Source organism: Salmonella sp. 2018103 (assembly GCF_026247685.1).
Classification (GTDB): domain Bacteria; phylum Pseudomonadota; class Gammaproteobacteria; order Enterobacterales; family Enterobacteriaceae; genus Salmonella; species Salmonella enterica.
Genome location: NZ_CP111029.1, coordinates 3,400,758 through 3,425,775 on the forward strand (window position 1 = coordinate 3,400,758; position 25,018 = coordinate 3,425,775).

General features: G+C 51.6%; 16 protein-coding genes and 2 pseudogenes. 3 read left to right on the top strand and 15 right to left on the bottom strand.

Features of this window, described 5'->3' with window-relative positions; genetic code table 11:
- Nucleotides 1–45: 45 nt before the first annotated feature.
- Nucleotides 46–3,021 (bottom strand): autotransporter outer membrane beta-barrel domain-containing protein, encoded by a 2,976-nt coding sequence (locus OLG56_RS16590; protein ID WP_079980913.1) that lies wholly within the window; start codon nt 3,019–3,021, stop codon nt 46–48.
- Nucleotides 3,022–3,533: 512 nt separating this feature from the next.
- Between OLG56_RS16590 and hemB the strand changes: the two genes are divergently transcribed.
- The gene (gene hemB, locus OLG56_RS16595; RefSeq protein ID WP_000130724.1) at nt 3,534–4,508 is read left to right on the top strand and encodes a porphobilinogen synthase; all 975 of its coding nucleotides are present in this window, start codon (nt 3,534–3,536) and stop codon (nt 4,506–4,508) included.
- 103 nt (nt 4,509–4,611) lie between these two features.
- Here the strand turns inward: hemB and prpE are convergent, their stop codons facing one another.
- The 4 genes from prpE to prpB form a co-directional block, all read right to left on the bottom strand.
- Nucleotides 4,612–6,498 carry a propionate--CoA ligase gene (gene prpE / locus OLG56_RS16600; RefSeq protein ID WP_079980914.1) on the bottom strand — a complete coding sequence of 629 codons (1,887 nt, stop codon included), beginning with the start codon at nt 6,496–6,498 and terminating at the stop codon, nt 4,612–4,614.
- Nucleotides 6,499–6,538: 40 nt separating this feature from the next.
- On the bottom strand, nt 6,539–7,990 hold the full coding sequence (locus tag OLG56_RS16605) for a bifunctional 2-methylcitrate dehydratase/aconitate hydratase (protein WP_000107074.1): 1,452 nt from the start codon (nt 7,988–7,990) through the stop codon (nt 6,539–6,541).
- A gap of 39 nt (nt 7,991–8,029) precedes the next feature.
- A complete protein-coding gene (gene prpC / locus OLG56_RS16610; protein WP_001285878.1) occupies nt 8,030–9,199 on the bottom strand; it encodes a bifunctional 2-methylcitrate synthase/citrate synthase in 1,170 nt (389 codons plus the stop codon).
- 110 nt (nt 9,200–9,309) lie between these two features.
- Nucleotides 9,310–10,197: a methylisocitrate lyase gene (gene prpB, locus OLG56_RS16615; protein WP_000052221.1), complete on the bottom strand. Its 888-nt coding sequence runs from the start codon at nt 10,195–10,197 to the stop codon at nt 9,310–9,312.
- 265 nt (nt 10,198–10,462) lie between these two features.
- On the opposite strand from prpB, the gene prpR reads away from it, so the two are divergent.
- Nucleotides 10,463–12,088 (top strand): propionate catabolism operon regulatory protein PrpR, encoded by a 1,626-nt coding sequence (prpR, locus tag OLG56_RS16620; RefSeq protein ID WP_001527305.1) that lies wholly within the window; start codon nt 10,463–10,465, stop codon nt 12,086–12,088.
- Nucleotides 12,089–12,223: 135 nt separating this feature from the next.
- On the opposite strand, the gene yahO is transcribed toward prpR, so the two are convergent.
- Nucleotides 12,224–12,499, bottom strand: coding sequence for a DUF1471 family periplasmic protein YahO (yahO, locus tag OLG56_RS16625; RefSeq protein WP_000848026.1), 276 nt, complete (start codon nt 12,497–12,499; stop codon nt 12,224–12,226).
- 231 nt (nt 12,500–12,730) lie between these two features.
- On the opposite strand from yahO, the gene OLG56_RS16630 reads away from it, so the two are divergent.
- Nucleotides 12,731–13,363 carry a LysE family transporter gene (locus OLG56_RS16630; protein WP_000433131.1) on the top strand — a complete coding sequence of 211 codons (633 nt, stop codon included), beginning with the start codon at nt 12,731–12,733 and terminating at the stop codon, nt 13,361–13,363.
- Nucleotides 13,364–13,403: 40 nt separating this feature from the next.
- Here OLG56_RS16630 and foxA read toward each other — a convergent pair whose 3' ends face one another.
- From foxA to OLG56_RS16670, 9 genes and pseudogenes are all read right to left on the bottom strand, one after another.
- On the bottom strand, nt 13,404–15,512 hold the full coding sequence (gene foxA / locus OLG56_RS16635; protein WP_001127738.1) for a ferrioxamine B receptor FoxA: 2,109 nt from the start codon (nt 15,510–15,512) through the stop codon (nt 13,404–13,406).
- Nucleotides 15,513–15,657: 145 nt separating this feature from the next.
- Complete coding sequence (gene foxR, locus OLG56_RS16640; RefSeq protein ID WP_000074602.1) at nt 15,658–16,662, bottom strand: ferrioxamine uptake transcriptional regulator FoxR; 1,005 nt, start codon at nt 16,660–16,662, stop codon at nt 15,658–15,660.
- Nucleotides 16,663–16,757: 95 nt separating this feature from the next.
- Nucleotides 16,758–16,950: pseudogene (locus tag OLG56_RS16645) on the bottom strand (hypothetical protein).
- Nucleotides 16,929–17,000: pseudogene (locus tag OLG56_RS22240) on the bottom strand (DUF2474 family protein); the annotation flags it as partial. The pseudogenes OLG56_RS16645 and OLG56_RS22240, both read right to left, overlap by 22 nt.
- Nucleotides 17,000–18,010: a cytochrome d ubiquinol oxidase subunit II gene (gene cydB, locus OLG56_RS16650; protein WP_000151045.1), complete on the bottom strand. Its 1,011-nt coding sequence runs from the start codon at nt 18,008–18,010 to the stop codon at nt 17,000–17,002. The pseudogene OLG56_RS22240 and the gene cydB, both read right to left, overlap by 1 nt.
- Nucleotides 18,007–19,410, bottom strand: a complete 1,404-nt coding sequence (locus OLG56_RS16655) for a cytochrome ubiquinol oxidase subunit I (protein ID WP_000393711.1) — start codon at nt 19,408–19,410, stop codon at nt 18,007–18,009. Before OLG56_RS16655 ends, cydB begins: the two co-directional genes overlap by 4 nt.
- A 116-nt stretch (nt 19,411–19,526) precedes the next feature.
- On the bottom strand, nt 19,527–19,628 hold the full coding sequence (ssaA, locus tag OLG56_RS16660) for a small effector SsaA (protein ID WP_000934834.1): 102 nt from the start codon (nt 19,626–19,628) through the stop codon (nt 19,527–19,529).
- A gap of 276 nt (nt 19,629–19,904) precedes the next feature.
- Nucleotides 19,905–22,877 (bottom strand): type III restriction-modification system endonuclease, encoded by a 2,973-nt coding sequence (locus OLG56_RS16665; RefSeq protein WP_077905330.1) that lies wholly within the window; start codon nt 22,875–22,877, stop codon nt 19,905–19,907.
- Between the two features lie 9 nt (nt 22,878–22,886).
- Nucleotides 22,887–24,845 (bottom strand): site-specific DNA-methyltransferase, encoded by a 1,959-nt coding sequence (locus OLG56_RS16670; protein ID WP_207011566.1) that lies wholly within the window; start codon nt 24,843–24,845, stop codon nt 22,887–22,889.
- Nucleotides 24,846–25,018 lie beyond the last annotated feature (173 nt).

Genomic DNA, 25,018 nt, shown 5'->3' on the forward strand with positions numbered 1-25,018 from the left:
CATTTTTAAGTTTAAATTACCTTTATTTCTCCTGAGAGAAAATGATTACCAGGTATATTTAACACCAACGTTTGCAGACCAGTCTTGATCAACATCACCGCCGCCGAGGTAGTTAGCATCGGTGTAGGCGCTGAAGTTCTTCGTGAAGCTGAACTGAGTACCCAGACCAACACGTACCGCAGAACCTTCTACGCCGTTGTCGATAGAGTCGCCGTTTACGTCAGCATCGTTGTTTGAGTCGTCGTAAACGTAAGCCAGTTTGAAGTACGGCGTCAGCGCCTGATCTTCGCTGTAAGTGAAGGTATAACCTGCATCTACACCGATTTCATAACGCATGCTGTCGTAGGACTGACCGTCAACTTTCATGTCGTTGCTCAGCTGGTAGTCGTCGCCAGACTGGAACAGACCGGATACGCTGCCGTAAGGCGTTACGTAGCCTGCATCACCCAGCTTCAGATCATAACCCAGTTTCAAGCCAAAGCCCCAGGCGTCAGAAGAGGTGTTGCCGTCAACGTAAGTACCGTCGCTCATGTTAGCAGACAAATCGTTGTTGAAGTGAGAGTAGCTCAAGTTACCATCAACAAAGATGTTGTTTGCGAAACGAGCGGAAGAGTAGATGTAGGCAGACTGGCTGTCCTGATCCACCTGACCGGTACGATCGCTCAGATCGCCTTTCGCGAAGCCTGCTGCCGCACCAACGATCCACTTAGCGTTGTTACCGTCAACTTTGGTATCAACACCGACCATGATGCCATTAACATCCTGATCGTAGTTAATGGTGCCGTTGTCGCCGTTGAAGTTACCGCCGAAGTAGCTTACCCATGCGCCGCCGTTATCCGCCAGGCCATGACGAGCGTTGGTCAGACGAGTACCAACGGTGTCTTGTTCCAGGTTCCAGATATTGGTGTTCGCAGAAGGAATGCTCAGCGCCATGTTAGCGTAGTCGGTCAGTTCCATCTGTTCCAGCACGACAGTGTTGCCTTCCTGCTTAGCCTGATAGGTGTAAGCACCCAGGTCAGCTTTGTTTGCTGCAGAGAAGGTAGCGTCGGTGTTTACGTCATTGACATAAATCAGCTCGTTGCCTTTGTAATCCGCAACAGAACCGGCACCAGTAGCGTTGTCGATGCGAACTTTATAGTTACCAGTGGCCGCTACAACATTATCAACAGAGCTGTTATCCAGTTCGTCGCCGTTGTTGATATCGCCATTACCGTTGATGGTCAGGTGACCGTCAGAGTTCATCGCGATAGTACCGTAACCATAGTTAGCCTGAGTGGTATCCCAGGTACGGTCGTTCACCAGGTCAGCATTCAGAACATAATCGCTGCTATGGATATTGAACACACCAGAAACAACATTACCGTTGTGATCAGCAGTATTGCCGCTGGTCAGTTCCAGTTTATCAGTGCTGAATACACCATTATCAAACTGATCAACGTTAACATCCAACATACCACCATTAGTTACAGTGATAGTATTGGCATACAGTGAATAATCACCATAATGAGTCACATCATCATTCAGCGCAACAGTACTGTAGCTATCGATAGTCAGATGATCAGTTGCTACCTGACCATCTTCACCGATATTCATACTAGAACCGTTGGTCAATCCAATGGTGTCTGATACCAGGGTAGAGTCTGTAACATTTACCTGAGAGCCATTATTTACAGCTAAGGTATCAATAACGGAAGTGTTGACAGTATCCCACTCAGAACCATTGTTTAATGCAACGTTAAATACTCCACTTTGGAATACTTTGTTGTCAATAACACGATCCCAATCGTTATCTTCAATAACCGCGCCAGGGGTAAGGCTATTATATGCAACATCGTACATATTAGCCGGAGCAATGGCATCGGCAGTAATATTAGCCGAACCAATCCATTTACTACCATTATCCAGAGTAATATTCAGCTCATCAACATTCTGACCGTCATCAATCCAGCCGCCGTTGGTATCCTTAACACCATCGCCGTTGCTGTCATAGCCTGTTGAATAGAAGAATTCACCATCATTATTCCAGTGGCTAGAAAACTCTACATCGCCCAATAAGGTAGAATGGTCGAAGTAAACATTGTTCTTCATGGAGTAATTAGAATCAGCGTTGTCAGAGAAAGACAGTGCTACATCATTTACACTACCATCACCATTATAGTCACTAGGTTCAGCAGAGTTACCAAAGAAGTATTTTGCTCCGTCATAGTCATCTTCCAACGGAATTTCTGAACCAGAAGTCACAGTAGAGTTGGAGACGCTAATATTATTGTCCCATTGATGGTACTCGGATGTATACGCAGTATTGGTTGTATCCCCCTGAGACAAAGCAATACCCGCAACACGAGAATTATTAGCAATATTGATATTGCTCTCTACGTTCAGATTTACTGCAACCCCTAAAGCCGTATAGAACGACTCATTAGTCGTTTTAGTTGTAGTACCATCATCGCCGCTCAAATAAGAGTCAGTGAAATAAAGCGCTTCATAATCATCATCAATAGTAGAATTTGAAATATTCAGCGTAAATACATCACCGTCGTACCAATTTGTATCAGTAATGGTAGTACCATTGTTAAAGGTATAACCATTATAAGTACGAGGGGTAATAACAGATCCAGTTACAGGGTCAATAGAAGCTGGTGTAATACCCCAGTAGCCGAAAGGCTGCTCTGAAGTAATTGAACCATGTATATTCGAATTCGTGATGTTCAGCGTGTTATCTGAATCAGTGGCATAATCATGGTTCAGATAATAGGTAGAAATCGTACCGTTAACAGTGTCACTGTTGAACGACTGATCGAAATCACCATTAGCGTTGTTGTAGTAAACAAAGCCGCTATAGTTTACATAGTTACCGTCGACTGTACCCGGAGCATCCATATTGGTCCAGTCAAGAGCCGTAGTAGGGTTATCAACGTAATTCCAGGTATCGTAAGTAGTAGCATTCGCCTGAGAAGTGATTGCCAGAGTGCAAGCCAATGCTAATTGTGAGACTACAAGTTTCTTTTTCCAGGAGTGCATTTGTCATCCCTCCTCAGGGACGTAATATAGTTGATCCATCAATTATCAATGCATAAAAACATATAGATGTTTAGCAAGGAGGATTATGCGGCGTCATTGCTAAAAGGTTCAATTATTCTTTATCCTCAGTCCGGATTCGGACATGAATTAAAAAGACGTAATAAAAGGAAAATGGATAATTAAAAATCATTCTTTTTCATGAGGTTACAAGAAAATAAAAAAATAAAATACATATGAGATAAATATGGATTAAAGAAAAATAAAATAAATATGAATAATGTTAAAACCCACATTTACTTAAATGACGATGAAATAAAACTAAAAACAACGTAAAACTAATTCTTATTTAAAATGATATAGTACCTGAGATATTAATCTCCGGTATATAAAAGAAGCGCCATGTTCTGCCGCCGCTGGGGCTGCGCCTGCTACGTTAAGGACCGTTTTCGTAAAACATCTGCCTGCAGATTCAGGTATACTGGGCCTTCGATTCCACAAACATCAGGCAGACCATGACAGACCTTATCCATCGCCCTCGCCGCCTGCGCAAATCCGCTGCGCTGCGCGCTATGTTTGAAGAGACAACACTTAGCCTGAACGACCTGGTGTTGCCGATCTTTGTTGAAGAAGAACTCGACGATTACAAAGCTATTGATGCCATGCCCGGCGTAATGCGTATCCCGGAAAAGCAGCTGGCGCGAGAGATTGAACGTATCGCAAATGCTGGTATTCGTTCCGTTATGACCTTCGGCATTTCCCACCATACTGATGACACCGGCAGCGATACCTGGAAAGAAGACGGCCTGGTGGCAAGAATGTCCCGCATCTGTAAGCAAACCGTGCCGGAGATGATCGTCATGTCCGACACCTGCTTCTGCGAATACACCTCGCACGGCCACTGCGGCGTGTTGTGCGAACACGGTGTGGATAACGATGCGACGCTGGCCAACCTCGGCAAGCAGGCCGTTATCGCGGCGGCGGCTGGAGCAGATTTTATTGCGCCCTCCGCGGCCATGGATGGACAAGTCCAGGCTATCCGCCAGGCGCTGGATGCCGCCGGTTTTACCGATACGGCAATAATGTCCTACTCCACCAAGTTCGCCTCTTCTTTCTACGGCCCCTTCCGTGAAGCAGCGGGTACCGCGTTAAAAGGCGACCGCAAGACGTATCAAATGAATCCGATGAACCGCCGTGAAGCGATTCGCGAATCACTGCTCGACGAAGCCCAGGGCGCGGATTGCTTAATGGTGAAACCGGCCGGCGCGTATCTGGACGTGCTGCGTGAAATCCGCGAACGCACAGAGTTGCCGCTTGGCGCTTACCAGGTGAGCGGTGAATACGCCATGATTAAATTTGCTGCTATGGCTGGCGCCATTGATGAAGAAAAGGTCGTGCTGGAAAGTCTGGGCTCGATTAAACGCGCCGGCGCCGATTTGATTTTCAGTTACTTCGCGCTGGATCTGGCTGAGAAAAATATTCTGCGTTAATTCTGTTACAGGGCGGCGCGCTGCCGCCCTTTCCCAACTTTACACCCCACTATTCAGTCGCTGACGCTAACCCGTTGCCGGACGCGGCTTATCCGGCTTACGGCTATTCCTCGATCGCCTGGCGAATTTGCTGCAACGACGCGGGATCGTCAATAGTTGTCAGATCGCCCGGATCGCGGCCTTCACAGATCGCCTGGATCGTGCGGCGAAGCATCTTTCCGGAACGCGTTTTGGGGAGCTGCGAAACAAACCAGACATGCGCCGGACGACCAAAGTGACCGATCTGGTTGTCCACCAGCGCCATAATCGCTTTTTCCTCGTCGCGCGCCGCCTCGCGATCCGCCAGCGTATCGCTCTGCTTCGGAATGACAAACGCCACCGCTACCTGCCCTTTCAGAGCGTCCTTTATCCCCACCACCGCCACTTCCGCTACGTTCGGGTAACCGGAGATACTTTCTTCTATTTCTCGCGTCCCCAGCCGATGGCCCGCAATATTAATCACATCATCGGTACGGCCCAGAATAAAGTAATACCCCTCGGCATCGCGGATTCCCCAGTCGAAGGTGGCATAAACCTGACGGTTAAACAGCGACCAGTAAGTCTTCACAAAACGCGCATCGTCGCCCCAAATAGTCTGAATACAGCCCGGCGGCAGCGGCCCCTCAATCACCAGCATGCCTTTTTCATTTATGCCGCAGGGGTCGCCGGTGACTTCATTGAGTAGCTGGACGTTATAACCGTACATCGGCACCCCCGGGCTTCCCAGACGCGACGGCCTGTCGTCCAGCGCGCGGGCCAGCGCCATGATCGGCCAGCCGGACTCCGTCTGCCAATAATTGTCGATAACCGGCACACCCAGCGTCTCCGTTACCCAACTGGCCGTCGGCTCGTCCAGCGGCTCACCGGCCAGATAAAGCGCCTCCAGCGAGGAGAGATCGTGATTGCGGATTTGCGCCGTCGGGAATTTTTTCAGCACGCGAATCGCGGTCGGGGCGGAAAACATCCGGTTAACCTGGTATTTCTCGACAATTTTCCACCAGACCCCGCAGTCCGGGTACGTCGGCAGTCCTTCGTAAACAATAGTCGCCATGCCTGCGAGCAGCGGCGCGTAAACGATATAGGAGTGGCCGACGACCCAGCCGATATCCGATGCGCAAAAGAATACGCCGCCCGCCTTGCCGCCAAAAATGGTGTCCATCGAGGTTGCCAGCGCCACCGCATAACCGCCGACGTCGCGCTGGACGCCTTTCGGTTTGCCGGTAGTGCCGGAGGTGTAAAGAATGCATGAGGTTTCATTGGATTCCAGCCACGCCACCGGCACGCTCGCGCCGAGATGCTGCTGGCGCAACGTGGCAAAATCCAGATCGCGCCCATCCACCCACGCCATTTTCGCCAGCCCTCTGTCCACCAGCAGAACATGTTTCGGCTGATGCTGCGCCTGCGCAATAGCGTCATCAAGCAGCTTTTTATACGGCAGGATTTTACCGCCCCGCGCTCCGGCATCCGCCGACACAATCAGCGCCGGTCTGGCATCGTCAATGCGCGCCGCCACGCTGTGCGAGGCAAAACCGCCAAAGACCACCGAATGGATCGCGCCAATGCGCGCGCAGGCCAGCAGGGTTATCTGCGCTTCGGCAATCATCGGCATATAGACCAATACGCGATCGCCACGCTGCACGCCCAGCGACAGCAGCATAGCGGCCACAGCGTTGACTTCATCATGCAACTGGCTGAAGGTAAATGCGCGCTCTTCATCGGTCTCTGATGAGACGGCAATCAGCGCCAGCGCCTCCGGCTGCTTATCCCGCCAGCGGTCGACGGCGTTATGACATAAGTTAGTGGTGCCGCCGCAAAACCAGCGGGCAAAAGGTGGACGGCTATGATCCAGCGTCTGCGTAAACGGCTGTCGCCAGTCGATACGCCGGGCCTGCTCGGCCCAGAACGCCTCCGGTTCGTTAATGGAACGCTGATAAAATTCGCTAAAAGACATCACGCTCTCCTGTTGAACTTACGCCTTACTGCTGGCTGGCTCAGATGACATATAAATCGAGGTATTCGTTAACCGGCATCTGCTCCAGGCGGGCTCTGTCCAGGGAGACATCCAGAATGCGTTGCTGCTGGCGAGTCGGGAACTGACGCGCCAGGTTTATTTTAAATTTTTCGATAAGCTTCGGAATACCGTCGGCGCGGCGACGCGCATGACCAATCGGATACTCCACGACAACCTCGCCAAAGCGTGAGCCATCAGTAAACTCCACGGTGATCGCATTGCCGATAGCACGTTTTTCCGGGTCGTGATAGTCGGCGGTAAAAGCCGGATCCTCATAACACACGATTTTCTCGCGCAGGGCGTCAATACGCTTGTCCTGCGCCACCTCGTCTTCATAATCCGCCGCGGTTAACCGTCCGAACAGCAACGGCACGGCGACCATATACTGGATACAGTGATCGCGGTCCGCCGGGTTATTGAGCGGGCCTTTTTTATCGATAATGCGGAGACAGGCTTCGTGGGTGCGGATGGTCACTTTCTCGATATCCGCTGCCGTTTTACCCGCGGCCTGCATCTGCTCATACAGCGTCATCGCCGCTTCGACGGCGGTTTGCGAGTGGAATTCTGCCGGGAAAGAAATTTTGAATAGCACGTTTTCCATCACGTAGGAGCCATAAGGACGCTGGAAACGGAACGTTTCACCTTTGAATGAAACGTCGTAGAAGCCCCAGGTTTTGGCGGTGAGCGCCGAGGGATAGCCCATCTCGCCGGTTTTCGCCATCAGCGCCAGACGTACCGCGCGCGAAGTCGCATCGCCCGCCGCCCAGGATTTGCGCGTACCGGTATTCGGCGCATGACGATAAGTGCGCAACGACTGCCCATCCACCCACGCCAGCGATACCGCGTTGAGGATCTCATCGCGCGTCAGCCCCAGCATTTCAGCGACCACCGCAGTCGAGGCCACTTTCACCAGCAACACATGGTCAAGTCCGACACGGTTGAAGGCGTTTTCCAGCGCGATGCAGCCCTGAATTTCATGGGCTTTGATCATCCCACTCAATACCTGTTTCATGGTCAGCGGCGCTTTGCCGGCGGCGACGGCGTTACGTGACAACCAATCCGCAATCGCCAGAATACCGCCGAGGTTATCAGAAGGATGGCCCCACTCGGCGGCAAGCCAGGTATCGTTAAAATCGAGCCAGCGGATCATCGCGCCAATGTTAAAAGCTGCCTGTACCGGATCGAGCTGGAACTGGGTGCCCGGCACGCGTGCGCCGTTGGGCACCGCCGTGCCTGGCACGATCGGCCCAAGCAATTTTTTACAGGCCGGGTATTCCAGCGCTTCCAGACCACAACCGAGCGTGTCGAGCAGGCAATAATGCGCGGTGTCGTACGCCACCTTTGAGGTGATGTCGTAGTTCATCACGTAATCCACGATATCGACGATTTCGCGGTCAAATTCCGGGCGGATGTTCAGTTCTTGGGTAGACATAGGGTACGTTTCCTGCGTTTTATTTTTAATAAGAGTGAGTTAGCAACGATCGTCTATCGAGACAAACGGACGATCTTCCGGCCCGGTATAGTTGGCAGAGGGGCGAATAATCTTGTTGTCCTGACGCTGTTCAATAATGTGCGCCGCCCAGCCGGTAACGCGGGCGATGACAAACAGCGGGGTGAACATTTCGGTAGGGACGCCCATCATGTTGTAGGAGACCGCCGAAAACCAGTCGAGATTCGGGAACATCTTTTTGGTTTCCCACATCACCGTTTCCAGACGGTCGGCGATGTGGTACATCTTCAGCGAGCCGCCTTCTTCTGAAAGCTGTTTCGCCACCCGTTTGATCACCTGATGGCGCGGGTCGGCGATGGTGTAAACCGGATGTCCAAAACCAATCACCACCTCTTTGTTTTCCACGCGTTTACGGATATCCGCCTCTGCCTCGTCCGGCGTTTCATAACGCTGTTGAATTTCCAGCGACACCTCATTCGCCCCGCCGTGTTTCGGGCCGCGCAGCGCGCCAATCGCGCCGATAATCGCGGAGTAGACATCCGAGCCGGTCCCGGCAATCACCCGGCTGGTAAACGTCGAGGCATTGAACTCATGCTCGGCATACAGCACCAGCGAAATATGCATCGCCTTTTCCCAGCTTTGGGTTGGCTTTTCACCATGCAGCAGATGCAGAAAATGGCCGCCGATGGAATCATCGTCGGTTTCCGGCTGAATACGTTCGCCGTTGTGGCTGTAGTGATACCAGTAAAGAAGGATAGAGCTGAGCGAGGCCAACAGCTTATCGGCAATATCGCGCGCGCCGGAGACGGTATGTCCCTCTTTTTCCGGCAGGGTGCAGCCCAGCGCGGAAACGCCGGTACGCATCACGTCCATCGGGTGCGAGGCCGCCGGTAACGCTTCCAGAACGGTACGGACATTGGCGGGTAATCCGCGCAGCGCTTTTAACTTGCTTTTATAAGCGTTCAGCTCGTCGCGGGTCGGTAATTTTCCGTGGATCAGTAAATGCGCGACTTCTTCAAATTCGCAGTGCTCCGCCAGATCGAGAATGTCGTAACCGCGATAGTGCAGATCGTTACCGCTTTTTCCCACGGTACACAGAGCGGTATTTCCGGCTGGTACGCCAGACAAGGCGACGGATTTTTTGGGCTTAATGACATGGTTATTATTTTGCAGGATCGTGGTGTCGCTCATAGTGTCCTCGTCATTTTTTTAATGTGTAGGGTATTGAGGCGTGTAAGCCGGATAAACGTAGTGCCATCCGGCATTGCCTGATGGCGGCTTCGCCTTATCAGGCCTACAGGCTACGATTTTTTATTCCTGTACAGCGCGTCCAGCTTCTCTTCGAACTGGTAGTAATTGATGCTTTCGTATAGCTCGTTGCGGGTCTGCATGATGTCGATCACGTTCTTTTGCGTCCCTTCCTGGCGCAGCACGGTATAGACTTTTTCTGCGGCGCGGTTCATGGCGCGAAACGCCGACAACGGATAGAGCGCCATCGCCACGTGTGCACTGCGCAACTCGTCGGTCGTAAACAGCGGCGTCGCGCCAAACTCAGTGATGTTGGCGAGGATCGGCACCTGCGCCACGTCGGCGAACTGGCGGTACATCGACAGTTCGGTGATCGCCTCCGGGAACAGCATGTCAGCCCCCGCGTCCACGTAAGCCTGCGCGCGATCGAGAGCCGCCTCCAGCCCTTCCACCGCCAGCGCATCGGTACGCGCCATGATCACAAAGTTCGGATCGGTGCGCGCATCCACTGCCGCCCGAATTCTGTCTACCATCTCCTCTTTCGAGACGATCGCTTTGTTTGGACGGTGTCCACAGCGCTTAGCGCCAACCTGGTCTTCAATATGCAGCGCGGCGGCGCCCGCTTTGGCTATGGACTTTACCGTCCGCGCGACATTAAAGGCGGAGGAGCCAAAGCCAATATCCGCATCCACCAACAGCGGCAGCGGGCAAACATCCGTGATGCGCCGGATATCGGTTAACACATCATCCAGCGTCGAAATCCCCAGGTCCGGCAGTCCAAGCGAGCCTGCCGCTACGCCGCCGCCAGAAAGATAGATAGCCTGATACCCGGCCCGTTGGGCCAACAGAGCATGGTTAGCATTGATCGCGCCGACAATTTGTAATGGATTCTCTTTAGCGAGCGCGGCGCGAAATGCCTGCCCCGGCGAATGTAAAGACATATCTCGTCCTCATGTTAGTAAATTGTTACTCAAGATGTATTCACCAAAGCAAAGGCTATGCCAGGCAAAGAGGCAGCGAGAAAATTAAATACAATGAGATTTAAAAACAGGTGATTACAGTCATTTCTGTTATGAATAAGCGCGATTAAGGGAAAAGAAAAACGTGTCAGCTAACGTTTCATGAAACGAATCGTTCCGTTTCATTGCAACATTTATGAAACACGTTTAAAACAAAAAATCGCCCCTTAAAGATGAACCTACTGCGATGACGACTGCCCACAGCGCTCCGCGCGATAATAGCGATAAACCGGTGATCTGGACGGTCTCCGTAACGCGTCTGTTCGAACTGTTTCGGGATATCAGCCTGGAATTCGATCATCTGGCGACCATCACGCCTATTCAACTCGGCTTTGAAAAGGCGGTGACCTACATTCGCAAAAAACTGGCGACCGAGCGCTGCGACGCGATTATCGCGGCGGGTTCGAATGGAGCCTATTTAAAAAGTCGCCTGTCAATACCGGTGATCCTCATCAAGCCCAGCGGATTCGATGTATTACAGGCACTGGCGAAAGCGGGAAAGCTCACCTCGTCTATCGGTATCGTGACCTATCAGGAGACCATTCCGGCTTTACTTGCCTTTCAGAAAACGTTTCACCTCCGTCTTGAACAGCGAAGCTATGTCACCGAAGAGGACGCGCGCGGGCAAATTAACGAACTTAAGGCCAACGGTATTGAGGCTGTCGTCGGCGCGGGATTAATTACCGATCTGGCGGAAGAAGCGGGAATGACCGCCATCTTTATTTATTCCGCGGCGACCGTTCGTCAGGCTTTCCATGATGCGCTGGATATGACCCGTCTGACACGGCGACAGCGCGTGGATTACCCATCCGGCAAGGGATTACAAACCCGGTATGAACTGGGCGATATACGCGGCCAGTCGCCGCAAATGGAGCAGCTCCGCCAGACGATTACACTCTATGCCCGCTCCCGTGCGGCAGTGCTAATTCAGGGGGAAACAGGGACCGGAAAAGAGCTGGCGGCGCAGGCGATTCACCAGACGTTCTTTCACCGCCAGCCTCACCGTCAGAATAAGCCATCCCCTCCCTTTGTCGCCGTCAATTGCGGCGCGATTACCGAGTCGTTGCTGGAAGCGGAACTGTTTGGTTATGAAGAGGGCGCGTTTACCGGTTCACGACGAGGAGGCCGGGCGGGGCTGTTTGAAATCGCACACGGCGGCACGCTGTTTCTGGATGAAATCGGCGAAATGCCCTTGCCGTTACAAACCCGACTTTTGCGCGTACTGGAGGAAAAAGCCGTCACTCGCGTCGGCGGACACCAGCCGATCCCGGTGGATGTCCGGGTGATCAGCGCTACGCATTGCGATCTGGATCGGGAGATAATGCAAGGACGTTTTCGCCCCGATCTCTTTTATCGCCTGAGTATTCTGCGTCTGACGCTTCCTCCTTTGCGCGAGCGGCAGGCTGATATTTTGCCGCTGGCGGAAAACTTTTTAAAACAGTCGCTGGCGGCGATGGAAATTCCGTTTACCGAATCGATACGTCATGGATTGACACAGTGTCAGCCGCTTTTGCTGGCCTGGCGCTGGCCCGGTAATATTCGCGAACTGCGTAATATGATGGAGCGCCTGGCGCTTTTTTTAAGCGTCGATCCCGCGCCAACGCTGGACAGGCAATTTATGCGGCAGTTATTACCTGAGCTTATGGTGAACACAGCAGAGCTGACGCCTTCAACCGTGGATGCGCACACGTTACAGGATGTACTGGCGCGCTTTAAGGGCGATAAGACCGCGGCGGCGCGTTATCTGGGGATTAGCCGCACCACTCTGTGGCGTCGTTTAAAAGCAGGTGCCAAAGACCAGTCGGGTAATTAAGACAAATGACAGCGTCCTGAATGCCTGATGGCGCTACGTTTACTGCAGGCCGTCATCCGGCAAAACGGATGCCGGTTGCCAGGAATAAATATACCCGCCGGAAACCCAGGCGGGTATTTTTATGATGCAACGCTTTTATTTCTTTTTATAAATATCAGCCGTACCATGAATTTTATTTTCTGTCTGCCCGGACGTCAGCACCACCACATCCGCCCCTTTTTCATCCGCCTTTTTGATTAAATCTTCTCTGGCGTCCAGCGGCGACATTTCCCCGGTGGTGGAAATCGTGCCAATTTTCGTGTATTCGGAGGCGACTTTATCAAAGTCCGTTTTTTTCATGATTTCTGCGGCATAAACGTTTGTCACGACAAACGCTAATGCGCCAAGCATAACCTTGTAGCCAGTTTTCATAGCAAAACCCTCGTTTTATTATTACGCCATCATCGCTTTATCAGAACAAAAAGGCCGTTCGGACTGATTAAATAAGTAGTGTAGATTGCTGGAAAAATCCAGTCAGCCCCCGCTCTGTCGGCGTAACAACGCGGATTAAAACGCCCCTGCTTTGTGATCTCACTCGCAATCATCTGGTTTGACTATTAATAAGATGAACGTTATTTCTTGAGGCTATGGGAAGAGTTGCCTATGGAGCCGTTTCATGCCGTTGTGCTTACCGTCAGTCTGTTTGTGTTAACCTTTTTTAATCCCGGCGCGAATCTGTTTGTGGTGGTGCAAACCAGCCTCGCATCAGGACGCCGGGCGGGAGTCATCACCGGCCTGGGCGTCGCCACGGGAGACGCCTTTTATTCCGGGCTGGGGCTTTTCGGTCTGGCGACGCTCATTACGCAATGCGAAGCGGTATTTTCTCTTATCAAAATTGTCGGCGGCGCCTATTTATTATGGTTCGCCTGGAACAGTATTCGCCACCAGGCGACGCCGCAAATGAGCACGCTCCAGACGCCGATTGCCGCCCCGTGGACAATTTTCTTTCGCCGGGGATTAATGACCGATTTATCCAATCCGCAAACCGTACTGTTTTTTATCAGTATTTTTTCCGTAACACTTAGCGCAGAAACGCCCACATGGGCAAGGTTAATGGCCTGGGCCGGAATTGTGCTGTCATCCGTTATCTGGCGTATTTTTCTCAGCCAAGCCTTTTCGCTCCCCGCAGTCCGCCGCGCTTATGGGCGAATACAGCGCATTGCCAGCCGTGTTATCGGCGCCATTATCGGGATGTTTGCGCTCAGACTTCTCTATGAAGGCGTGACGCACCGCTAATGTTTGCCCGGTAGCCTTTGCTACCGGACGATAAGCGTTATCAAAACGCCCATGAAACGCTGCCTACAATGCTACGCTCGGCACCAAAATAACAATAAGAGAGCGAATTACAGGCAGCGACATAGCGTTTGTCCGTCAGGTTATTTACGTTGAGCTGGGCGCTCAAGCCATTTAACCCAATGCTGGATAAATCATACCCTACCACCATATCGACCAGTGTATAGGACGGCAAGGTGTGGGTATTCAGGCGATCGCTGGTCACGCCGTTGACGTACCGGATGCCGGAGCCCAAAGTCAGCCCCTCTAACAGACCGCTTTTCACATCGTAACTTAGCCAGGCGCTGGCCTGGTTCCGTGGAGCATAAACCGCGCGCTTACCCTGCTCTTGCGGGCTACTTTTCTTATAACGGATATCAGTATAGGTATATGCCGCCTGCAAACGGACGCTATCCGACAAATGGCTAATGGCCTCCAGTTCAACCCCTTTAGACTCAATTTCACCAATCGAGCGGTACGGATCGGTAGGTTCTTCTTTGGTCGCGATATTGGTCTGGTTAATACGATACACGGCGGCGCTAAACTGGCTGTTCCCCCCCAGCGGTTCGTATTTTACCCCCGCCTCCCACTGCTTGCCTTTCATCGGTTCCAGCACATTGCCGTTTTCGTCGGCGAAGCTGGTTGGCGTAAACGCGGTAGAATAACTGAGATAGGGGGCGACGCCATTGTCGAACAGATAAAGCAACGCGGCACGGGTGCTGACGTTGTTTTTATCGAGATCGCTGCGTGAATCATGAAGTTTGTCGATGTTAGACACGCTGACCCGATCGTAACGACCGCCCAACGTAAAGCGCCAGCGATCCCATGACATCTGATCCTGTAAATAGTATCCGGTCTGCCGCAGCTTATGTTTTTCACGGCTATACAACGTAATGTAATCCGGCTGAGCGCCATAAACAGGGTTGAAAGCGTCAATCGGCGGAAACGCGCCATAATAGCCAGTAGTATGGTTACTGCGATCCTGATAATCGATCCCCACCAGCAGACGATGATTAATCGCCCCGGTATCCACGCTGCCGTCGAGCTGATTATCCAGCGCGATAGCCGACATTTTCTCCCCGGAGCCGGAATAGCCGCGATTCAGCGCCGTTTCATTCAACCAACCTGCGGCATAGACCTGATTCAACGTCACTTTGGTATGCAAATAGCGCAATTTTTGCCGTACCGACCAGCCGTTATCGAACAGATGCTCAATGTTATAACCCACCATATTTTCACGGCGATCGTATTTGTCGTAGTCATCTTCACCTTCAAAGAAAGTGTTAGAAATTTTTCCGCCGTTATAAGGTACAACCGTGCCTTGATAAGGCAGTCCGGAGTGGCTACCGCCTTCCGGATCACGGTGCAGATAGGCCATAAGATCAAGACGCGTCCGATCGGTAATTCGCCAGGTCAGGCTCGGCATCAGCGCATAACGTTCCTCTTTCAAGGGGGTAAACTGCGAATCGGCGTAACGTGTCATGCCGCTAAGACGCGCCGCCACACGTTCATTGTCATCCAGTGGGCCGGTCACATCAAAAGCCGCCCCGCGCTGGTTGTGATTGCCGGCAAACAGCTTCACCTCTCCCCCGGCATCAAACGCCGGTTTTCGCGACGTCAGCGCGACAATGCCGCCTGGCGATGAACGTCCATACAGAACGGACGCCGGGCCGCGTACCACCTCGATATCTTCCAGAAACCAGGGGTCAACCACCAACGAACTGTGCGAATTGGTGTCGCCCATCATTTTTAACCCGTCGAGATAGACGTTATCCAGACTACCGTCCGAAAAACCACGCAATACGATGTAATCAAAGCGGTTAGAGGCACCTATCTGATTACTGTATACGCCTGGGGTGTAGCTGACCGCCTGACGCACGCTGGTTGCGCCCTGCTCTTCAAACTGCTGGCGGGTAATAATGGATACCGACTGCGGCGTTTCAATATCTGGCGTCGCCAGCTTGGTCGCGCCACTCTGAACGGGCGAGGTGACAATGACGGTATCATTTTTTGTGGTTTCCTGGGCAGAAAGAGGAAAAGTCGCGCCGCCGATAGCTCCGCCTATCAATAGCGCCATACGCGTTGTCGCAAACATGAACATCTCCAAAGGCATCTTTATTGTAAATAAGAATTATTACCTTTTAGAGATAACGGACCACTATGCGTAACGCCAGATTGCCTATGCGCAATGATAAAAAATCACCCAAAGCGGCAGAAAACCGGGTTAGCGGCGGATATTACCGCTCTGGCGGGGCGCGTTACGCACAGTGGCGGGACGCCGTCAGAGACGCGTCACGCAGCTCGCCGGGCGAGCAGCCATAACGCCGACGAAATGCCGTCGCAAAGTTTGTGGCATGTTGATAGCCTGACATCCAGGCGGCCTGCTGCACGCTGTATCCCTCCATCAGATAACGACGCGCGCGCGCCAGGCGGCAATCGCGCAGATAATCAAACACGGTACACCCATAGGCATGGCGAAACTTGCACCGCAGACTACTTGGACTCATTGCCGCCCGACGCGCCAGTTCGTTCAGCGTGTAGGCTTTTTCCGGCGTCTGCTCCAGTAAACGCCGAATGAGCTCCAGCCGCTGATATTCACCGGTGACGGGAAGCCCGCGTTTTTGCGTTGCGGGCTGACATAGATTTAGCGCATAGCCCAGCAATTGCAGCATGATGCCTTCCAGCATTAACTGACGTGACGCCGTATGAGGTCCGGGCTGCTGCGCATAACGTAGCCCTGAAAGCAGAAACTCCGGCACCTGCCAGACCCTCGCCGAGGCCGCGCTATTTTCCCACTCGTCTGCCAGCGAGACAGGCAAACGCTCCCGCCATCCGCCGTCCGGGTACATTCCCAGCGATAAGGTGCGCAATTTACTGTCTGCGCCGTGATGGGCGCGTATCGTCTGCTGCTCACTCAGTTGCGAGCAAAACGCCATCCCCGCGCTCAACAAAAAGGTCTGCTCATTGACAGCCAGCGCAACGTTACCTTCCAGCACCACCAGCATATACAGCGGACTGCTATGGCGAGAGGTGGTTTCATAAGGTTGTAACACGTGAACATCCGAGCGTGTAATGCAAATCCCGCCGGGAAGCGCTATCTCTTCGATATCGCCATGAAGTACGGGACTACTCTGCGTATACTGCGGTAACGCAGGGAAGCGGTAATCAATGCCATAACGCTCGCCAAACGCGATGAAGTCGCTGACGGAAAAGATCTTTTTCATCGCCGGGGCGGCGGAAGAGTGACAGGAGATCGGAGACATTATCAATACCGTTTATCTGCGTTATACCAGAGCGTTAGCCACTGTGTAACCATATCACTGCGGCCCGGGAACGACAATAAAGATGAGAATAATTATCAACCGCTATTGAGGGGAGAGATAAGGCGAGCAAAGGTGATCGATAAACGCCGATCTGTCGATAAAAACGCGCTTTCGCCAGAGACGAAAGCGCGTCCGGGGGGTATCAGTCAGGAGCGAAATCCTGCGGAGGTCATGAGCAGTCTGAACAACATTCCGACGCCCGCCAGCAGAAGCACGCTGGCGCACCATATCGCGACCATCCATACGACTCGCCGCGACCATTTTTTCACTTTAACCATCAGTGATATCCCTCACCATGTCGCACTTTTCCACGGAAGACGTAGTAGCTCCAGAAGGTATAAGCCAGAATAATCGGGATGATTATCAGCGCCCCAACCAGCATAAAGCTTTGACTTTGCGGCGGCGCGGCGGCGGCATACAGCGAAATATCCGGTGGAATAATATTCGGCCAAATACTGATGCCTAACCCGCTGAACCCCAGAAAAATCAACCCTAGCGTGAGAATAAATGGACGCGCATGGGATTCTGGTTTTTTCACGCTGCGCCATAGCCAGATGCTAAAAGCCAGCACCAGCACAGGCACCGGCAGGAAGTAGTATAAATTGGGCAGCGTGAACCAGCGCTCGGCGATGTCGTCGTGGGTGAGCGGCGTCCACACGCTGACGCCTCCCATCACCAGCAACAAGACGATCAACAACGGGCGCGACAGCGCGCACATCCGGCTATGCAGTGGATCTTCGCTTTTCATAATCAGCCAGGTAGCGCCCAGCAGCGCATAGGTGACGACCAGACCGACGCCGCAGAACAGGTTAAACGGTGTCAGCCAGTCAAGCTGCGAACCGCTAAAGGTTCGCCCTTCCACCTGAAAACCGCTCACCACCGCCCCCACCACAACCCCCTGGGCAAAGGTCGCCAGGATTGACCCGACGATAAAGGATTTATCCCAGAACGCGCGATGCGACTCGGTGGCTTTAAAACGGAATTCAAAAGCGACGCCGCGAAAGATAAGACCAAGCAGCATAACCACCAGCGGGATAGTCAGCGCGTCGGTGATGACGGCATAAGCCAACGGGAACGCGCCAAAAAGCCCGGCGCCGCCCAGCACCAGCCAGGTTTCGTTCCCGTCCCATACCGGCGCGACCGAGTTCACCATAACATCGCGATCGTGTTTATCGCGAATAAACGGAAACAGGATACCGACGCCCAGATCGAACCCATCCATTACGATATACATCAGCGTGGCGAACACGATAATAGCAAACCAGATAACCGGAAGATCGATGGTCATTCGCGTTTCTCCTGCTCAAGCGATTCTCCCACGGCAGAGATAGGACGCGCTGGTCTGCCATCGGTTTCAGCGGTCGGTGTCTCCGCCGGCTGCGGCCCTTTCTGGATAAGGCGAATCATATAAATATAGCCAACCCCAAAGACCAGGGAATAGACCACAAAGAAGGCCAGCAAACTGATGCTCATCTGCAAGGTGCTGTGCGCGGAAACCGCATCACGCGTTCGCAGCAGGCCATAGACCACCCACGGCTGACGTCCTACTTCAGTCGTCACCCATCCGGCAAGGATGGCGATAAGCCCGGACGGCCCCATCCACAGCGCAAAGTGCATAAAGGGCCGCGAATGATACAGTCGGCGTCGGTAGCGTAGCCACAGGCTGGCCAGCCCCAGGAAGATCATCAGTACACCCATGCCCACCATCAGACGGAAAGACCAGAACACCACGGTAGAGTTGGGGCGATCCTCTTTGGGATAATCTTTTAGCGCAGGCACCTGTTTGTCCAGGCTATGCGTCAGGATCAGACTGCCCAACGCCGGGATCTCAAGCGCATAGCGGGTCCGTTCCGCCTCCATATCCGGCCAGCCTACCAGCGTAAGCGGCGTTGGCTCGCCGGGCGTATTTTCCCAGTGCCCCTCAATCGCGGCGATTTTGACCGGCTGATGCTTCAGGGTATTAAGGCCGTGCATATCGCCAATCAATGCCTGAACGGGCGCCACCACGACCGCCATCCATAACGCCATCGAGAACATACGGCGGATAGCCGGCGTATCGTTACCTTTCAGTAAATGCCAGGCAGCGGACGCGCCGACAAACATCGCGCTACTTAAAAACGCCGCAACGGACATATGCAACAGGCGATACGGGAACGACGGGTTGAAAATCACCGCGAACCAGTCCACCGGGACCACCTGACCGTTGTGAATTTCAAATCCCTGCGGGGTATGCATCCAGCTGTTAGACGCCAGAATCCAGAACGTCGACATTAACGTGCCCAACGCCACCATACAGGTAGACAAGAAATGCAGGCCCGGCCCGACTTTGTTCCAGCCAAAAAGCATCACGCCTAAGAATCCCGCTTCCAGGAAGAATGCGGTGAGCACTTCATAGGTTAATAAAGGCCCAGTGATACTGCCGGCGAACTGGGAGAAACCGCTCCAGTTCGTTCCGAACTGGTAAGCCATGACCAGACCGGAGACCACGCCCATCCCGAAGTTGACGGCAAAAATTTTGAGCCAGAACTGATAGAGCGAGCGCCAGACAGGATTACGCGTTTTTAGCCATAAACCCTCCAGTACCACCAGGTAACTGGCTAAGCCAATCGTAATCGCGGGGAAAATAATATGAAAAGAGACGGTAAAGGCAAACTGGAGTCTCGCTAAAAAGAATGCATCAAACTCCATATTCCCTCCCGTTTATATATAGTCACTTCGTGTAAAATATTCACTGTTCGCAACCAGGTTGAAACGAAACGGTTATTTTCCCCAAACGTAAAAACGTCGGGGAATATCCAGATAAATTACGATTTTTTTTGCGGCTGGCTGTCAGGCTTATCGCCCGACTCTGGCGCTTCGGAGGGGTCGTCTTTTTCGACAGCGAAACGGTAGTATCTATTTAGCATAACATGTCTCCCTTAGTTACATTCAATTGGCAATATCTACCTGGCCGTTATAAAAATAACGGCAAAACAAAAAAACAGCGTCCTCAAGACTATTTGCAATTTCAGCAAAATACGCTTAGCTGAAAGTTAAGAATAGACGTAAAACGATAACCTTCAAGTCAACGCGGTTTACGGGACGGGGGATTAGCACAGGGAGAATGACCGCAACGCTCGCTGCGCGGCGGCCATTTTATATGGTCTATCAAAAAGATAACCGTTAAGGTCCATTCAAACCCGTTAGTTTACCTTCCCCTCAATCAAACCATTGATCGTAGAAAATACCGCCGGCGCGCTGGTCGCTTCCGCAAACTCGACATTGATATTTTGCCGACGCAGCATATCGAAGAATTTACGTTGCGCATCAAGAATAACCTGATCGCCTACGCGCATATTTTCTGCTTTAGTTTCAACCAGTAAATAAACACTGTCGGCGTCCTGACGCTCAATACGGTACACAAAATCCGGCGTAGTAGAGCCCCCCGTATATTTGGGGATCTGAATGGCCCGCTTAGGCAGTTTGCCAAACACAGAAACCTGTTGCGGATAATCGTATTTTAATAGCGGCAATTCTGGATCGACGCTGTCATAACGCAACGGCGGTATTTGATAGAGAGAACGGGGATCGTCTATCGCATTCTCATCCACATTTTTCCCCACAATTTCAGCGCTAATCTCCTCTCTGAACTGCCGTGCCGTGGAATCAAATACCGACGTTGAAGCCTGAAAATCGAGAGGCAGATAATCGTGGCGCTGCGCAAAATGCGCATTAATCCGCGCCTGTAATGCGCGGGTCATATTGTCCAACGAGATCTCGCTTAAATAACGTGAATCTCCGTGCAAAACATCACGCAGCATCGCCATTAACACCGGGTGCAGGACGTTAACCGGCAGACTGGTACGTAACGCCAGTTGCTTAAGAAAATGGCCATATTTCATGCCCGCCATAAATTCGCTGGCGGCTAATTCGCCTTCCCGCTGCGCCACTTCAAAACGGCCATTATCTTCATTCGATACCAGCCGTTGTTGCACCTGGCTTGGCTTCTGGCGTATATACAGCGCCGGATCGCGCAGCACCTCGGCGGCAATCTGTTCCAAAGAAGCGCCGCTACGCTCGAATTGCAGCATATAACGGCGGGAAAACTGCTCCCAGATACTGCTAAGTTGTTCCCAATTCTCTTTGCGTAACCTGACTCGCAGTCGGGAGGCGGGCTTATTGTCACGAATGCGATCCGCTCGCACCCGCGCCTGCGTCAGCTCAGGATAGAACTCCAGTAGCCACGCAAAACCACTTTTAGTTTCCCCGTTAAGCGTTACGCTGGGTTTAAACTCATTACTCCGGTTGATCAGTTTTTTATCATCCAGATCTTCCAGCAAACGAAGCTCCGTAAACGCAGGATCGACTTTTTGTCGCTCGGTGACGATGAGTGTGATCATCGCCTCATCCAGTTTCTGCTCGTTAAGCTGAACTTTGCTGTCGCGATTAATCTCATCAACCAGCATACTGGCAAACGCTTTTTCATCATAACCAATCAGAAACGACAGCCGGGACGGCCACTCTTCCTGATGAACGCGATGGCCGTTTTCATCTACCGGTAGCCGCAGGCCGCGCCCCACTTCCTGAATTTTGCTCGACTCGCTACCGGAAGAACGTAATTTAGCAATGACAAAAACATTCGGGTTATCCCAGCCTTCGCGAAGCGTCCATTTTGAAAACAGAAAGCGGCGCGTTTCCCAGTTGCCGTGATGGTCTGAAAAACTGAGCAACTTCTCTTTATTTTTCAGAATATCATCTACCTCAGCCTGGATCGCCTCATCGCCGCTTCCGCGGTCTTCGCCAAAGTAACCAGCGTGGACGTTTTGGTTATCCGAGTGCAGGCTGGCGAGCGTGGCCTGCAGAAACGACAGATACTCCACTTCTCGCGGCAGGGTCTTGCGCTGATAATCGTCAATCAGTTGCATCAGTTTCTTTTTCAGTAAACACTCAAACTTCAGTTTCAACCAGCCTTCGTCATCACGATAGCTTTTAATACTGTCAATAAAGAAAAGGCTTAAGGTCTTAATACGCGGGGCATTATTTTCTGGCTCATTGCTGCGTAAGAAATTTGCCTGCTCGGTATCAAAATGCTTATCAATGGCGTCCTGAATAATCAGTTCCTGGTAGCTCGCGCCAAAGGTTCCTGGCACCAGCGCCATCCCTGCCTCCAGCTCCAGATCGTTCGACAACATTTTACTGCCGGCATATTCGATACTGCCTTCAAATCCTGCATCGACATCGGCGAGATTTTCGCCCACGCCAACCTCGGCAATTTTGCCCCCCCGTCGGAGGATTAATTTCTTTGCCGTGACGCTGTCAACGATATAACGATTGTTGGCCTGTTCTTCGGGGAGATTTGGGTAATAAATATCAATACCTTTCACCAAACCATCGTTAAAACTGTCCACCGCGTTGAGATCAAACTGCGGTTGCCGGCGATAGTAATCTTTACGTACACATTTATTTTTACCCTTACCTTCGACAATATCCGGGAAGGTAGCGCCAAAGCGGACGATCATTTGCGGCTGAATAGCCTGAATCGCTCGATAAAATTTGTTATCTCGCGCAAAACGATGCGGTTCATCAATAATGACCACCGGTCGCGTCATTTGCAGCCCTTTAACAGGCGACGTCAGCCCACCCAGGAGCGTTTGATCGTAATCGTCTCGCGTCATACTGGCGGAATTGAGCATTTGCGCATTGATCAGCAAAACCTGAATCGTATGGCTATCACGACGGCTGGCATCGGTAAAACTTAATAGCTGGGCCGGAAAATTTTTACGCCCCGACTTTACTTTAAAATCACCGGCGTTAATGGTGCAAAGTTCCATCCGCGTATTTTCGTAGAACTGTGAAAAATGCTGTCTGGCGTAATCGCTGGTGATAAAGTTCCGCGCGCCTTCTTTAATGGCTGGCGTCGGCACCACCAGCACAAATTTGAAGAGGCCGTAGTTCTGATGCAGTTCATACATCAACCGGGTATAGACATAGGTTTTGCCCGTCCCGGTCTCCATTTTAACGTCAATATTGGCCTTATCGTCGTAACGTTCCTTAATCAGCGGATTAGCATAGTGATTATGATCGGCCTGCGCGTGATCGATACCGGTGAAACTCGCCAGAATCGCCGCTAACGCCTGTTCCTGATGGGGAAGTTCTTCCAGTAAAATATTCATCATCATCCCCTCTTAATAACGCTTCACCAGGTTCACTTTTTGATCAAGCTGTTTTAAGCCGATTTCCAGTTCACGAATGGATTCAAGGTCGAAAGAGTAGCCGTAAATGACAATGGTCTGAACCGGAAGCTGGTGCGTACCAATGTGGTTGAGAAGATCGCGGGTCTGCTCGGTTCCCCATCGTTCATCAATCAGATACAGGCGCGTATTATCAACATACCTGGCGCAATAGCCGGAAAAATCAATGGCCTGTACGTCAATATCCATTTTATAACCATCGGCGACCAGCCATGTCGTTAATAAGGTCTCTTCGCCGCTTGCGCCGCCCGGCACGCCCAATCCTCTGGCGGAAAAAGGATTGATCATGTCGGTAAATCCTGACTCGGTGAAAGCGGCCAGTTGACCGCTGGTATTGATAAAATGGCCGGTAGCAATATCGAAGCTATCCAGATCGTCCAGCGTCTGCTGTGTCGGAGTGGCAAAACGATAATGTTTAAAACCGAGGTCGCTATTGGTCGTGGGATTGTTGGCGCGGATCTTCGCCGCAACGCGTGTAATTCGCTCACGGCTGATTTCATCAATAGTGTTATAACCTGCTTTTTTCGCGATAGTGTTATTGCTTAATGCCTGATCGATAGTACACAGAATAAACGTGCGCTGCCCCCCATCTTCTTCATTCAGCGCCATTACCGCATGGGCCGTAGTGCCGGAACCGGCAAAAAAGTCCAGAACGACGCCGTCTTTATCGATAGCGAGCTTGATGATTTTCTTCAATAATGCGGTCGGTTTCGGCGTATCAAAAACGTTGTCGCCGAAGAGATCCAGAATCTCCTTTTTCCCCTCTTTATTCGACGCGACGTTATCCCAGTAATTGGTCGTTGGCTGCCCTTTACTGTGATGCGCGTACATGACTCGCTGGGGAATACCGCCGTTATCTTTGCCAAAATAGACCAGATTATCGGCCACCAGTTTTTGGTAACTGGCTTCAGGATAAGCCCATAGTCTTTCGTGTACCGTACCGTTCGGCGTGGTAATTTTATAGGTATAGCCGCCGCCGCTCAGCCCTTTTGACACCGTTAACGGCACCGGGCGCCATTTCCCTTCTGGAAACTGTTCGGTCGGTTCTTTATAGGATTTCTGAATATACTCTTTAGAAAGCGGTTCTAAACGTAAAGCGCCCTGACCGGTTTTGGCGTAAACAAGAATGTATTCCCCCTGGATGGAAACGTTATCAGAGTCGTTAGAAATCTCTTTTTTGCGCTTCCACATCACATTGGTGACAAATCCGCCTTCGCCAAAAATCTCATCCATCATTAATTTAAGATTGGCGTACTCATTATCGTCGATAGAGATAAAAATAAATCCGGTATCTTTCAGGAGCTTCCTGGCCAGGAAAAGACGCGGATACATGAAAGATAACCACGCGGAGTGCGTCGATTTACCCTGAATGGATTTTAAACGTGCCAGTTCAGTATCATTAAGACCAAACATATCCTGCAGCGCCCGATCGCTATATTCAAAATGATCGGGATAGACAAACCCGTCCGACCCGGTGTTATAAGGGGGATCGATATAGATCATATCGACGGTATCGGCGTAATTATTTTGCAGATGGCGTAACACATCCAGATTATCTCCGGTCAGAAAAAGATTATGGCTGTTTTTATTTTCTGCCAGAGTATTGTGTTCCACGTCAGGAACGATAACGGTAACGGATTTTTCACCCGCCTGTTTTTTTGCGTAATCTTTGCCAATAAAATCAATCTGATAACCGCTAGTCAGCTCATCAATATTACGCGCTTTCAACGCGCGCTCAAATTTGGCGAGATCAAATCCGCCTTTCGCGATCAGTTCGCCCTGCTCGTTATAGCGATCGGCGGTAAAAAATTCCGGTAATGCACGTTGTAACTCAGACAGAAAGGCGCTATTCGGGGCAACAGACTCGTTGTGTTTTTGGTTATCTTTCAACATGATATCTTCGCTCCGTTGACAATTTTAAGGTCCAACAATCAATTTCTTATAAAGAAAAAAGTAAGCGATGATTGTAATGGTCACGAAAGGCAGATGCCATCATTAACCTTTGTTGTTCGTTGAAAGGGCGTGAAAACGACGGGGGGAAGGCGTGCTCCCGGCGACAGTATGCG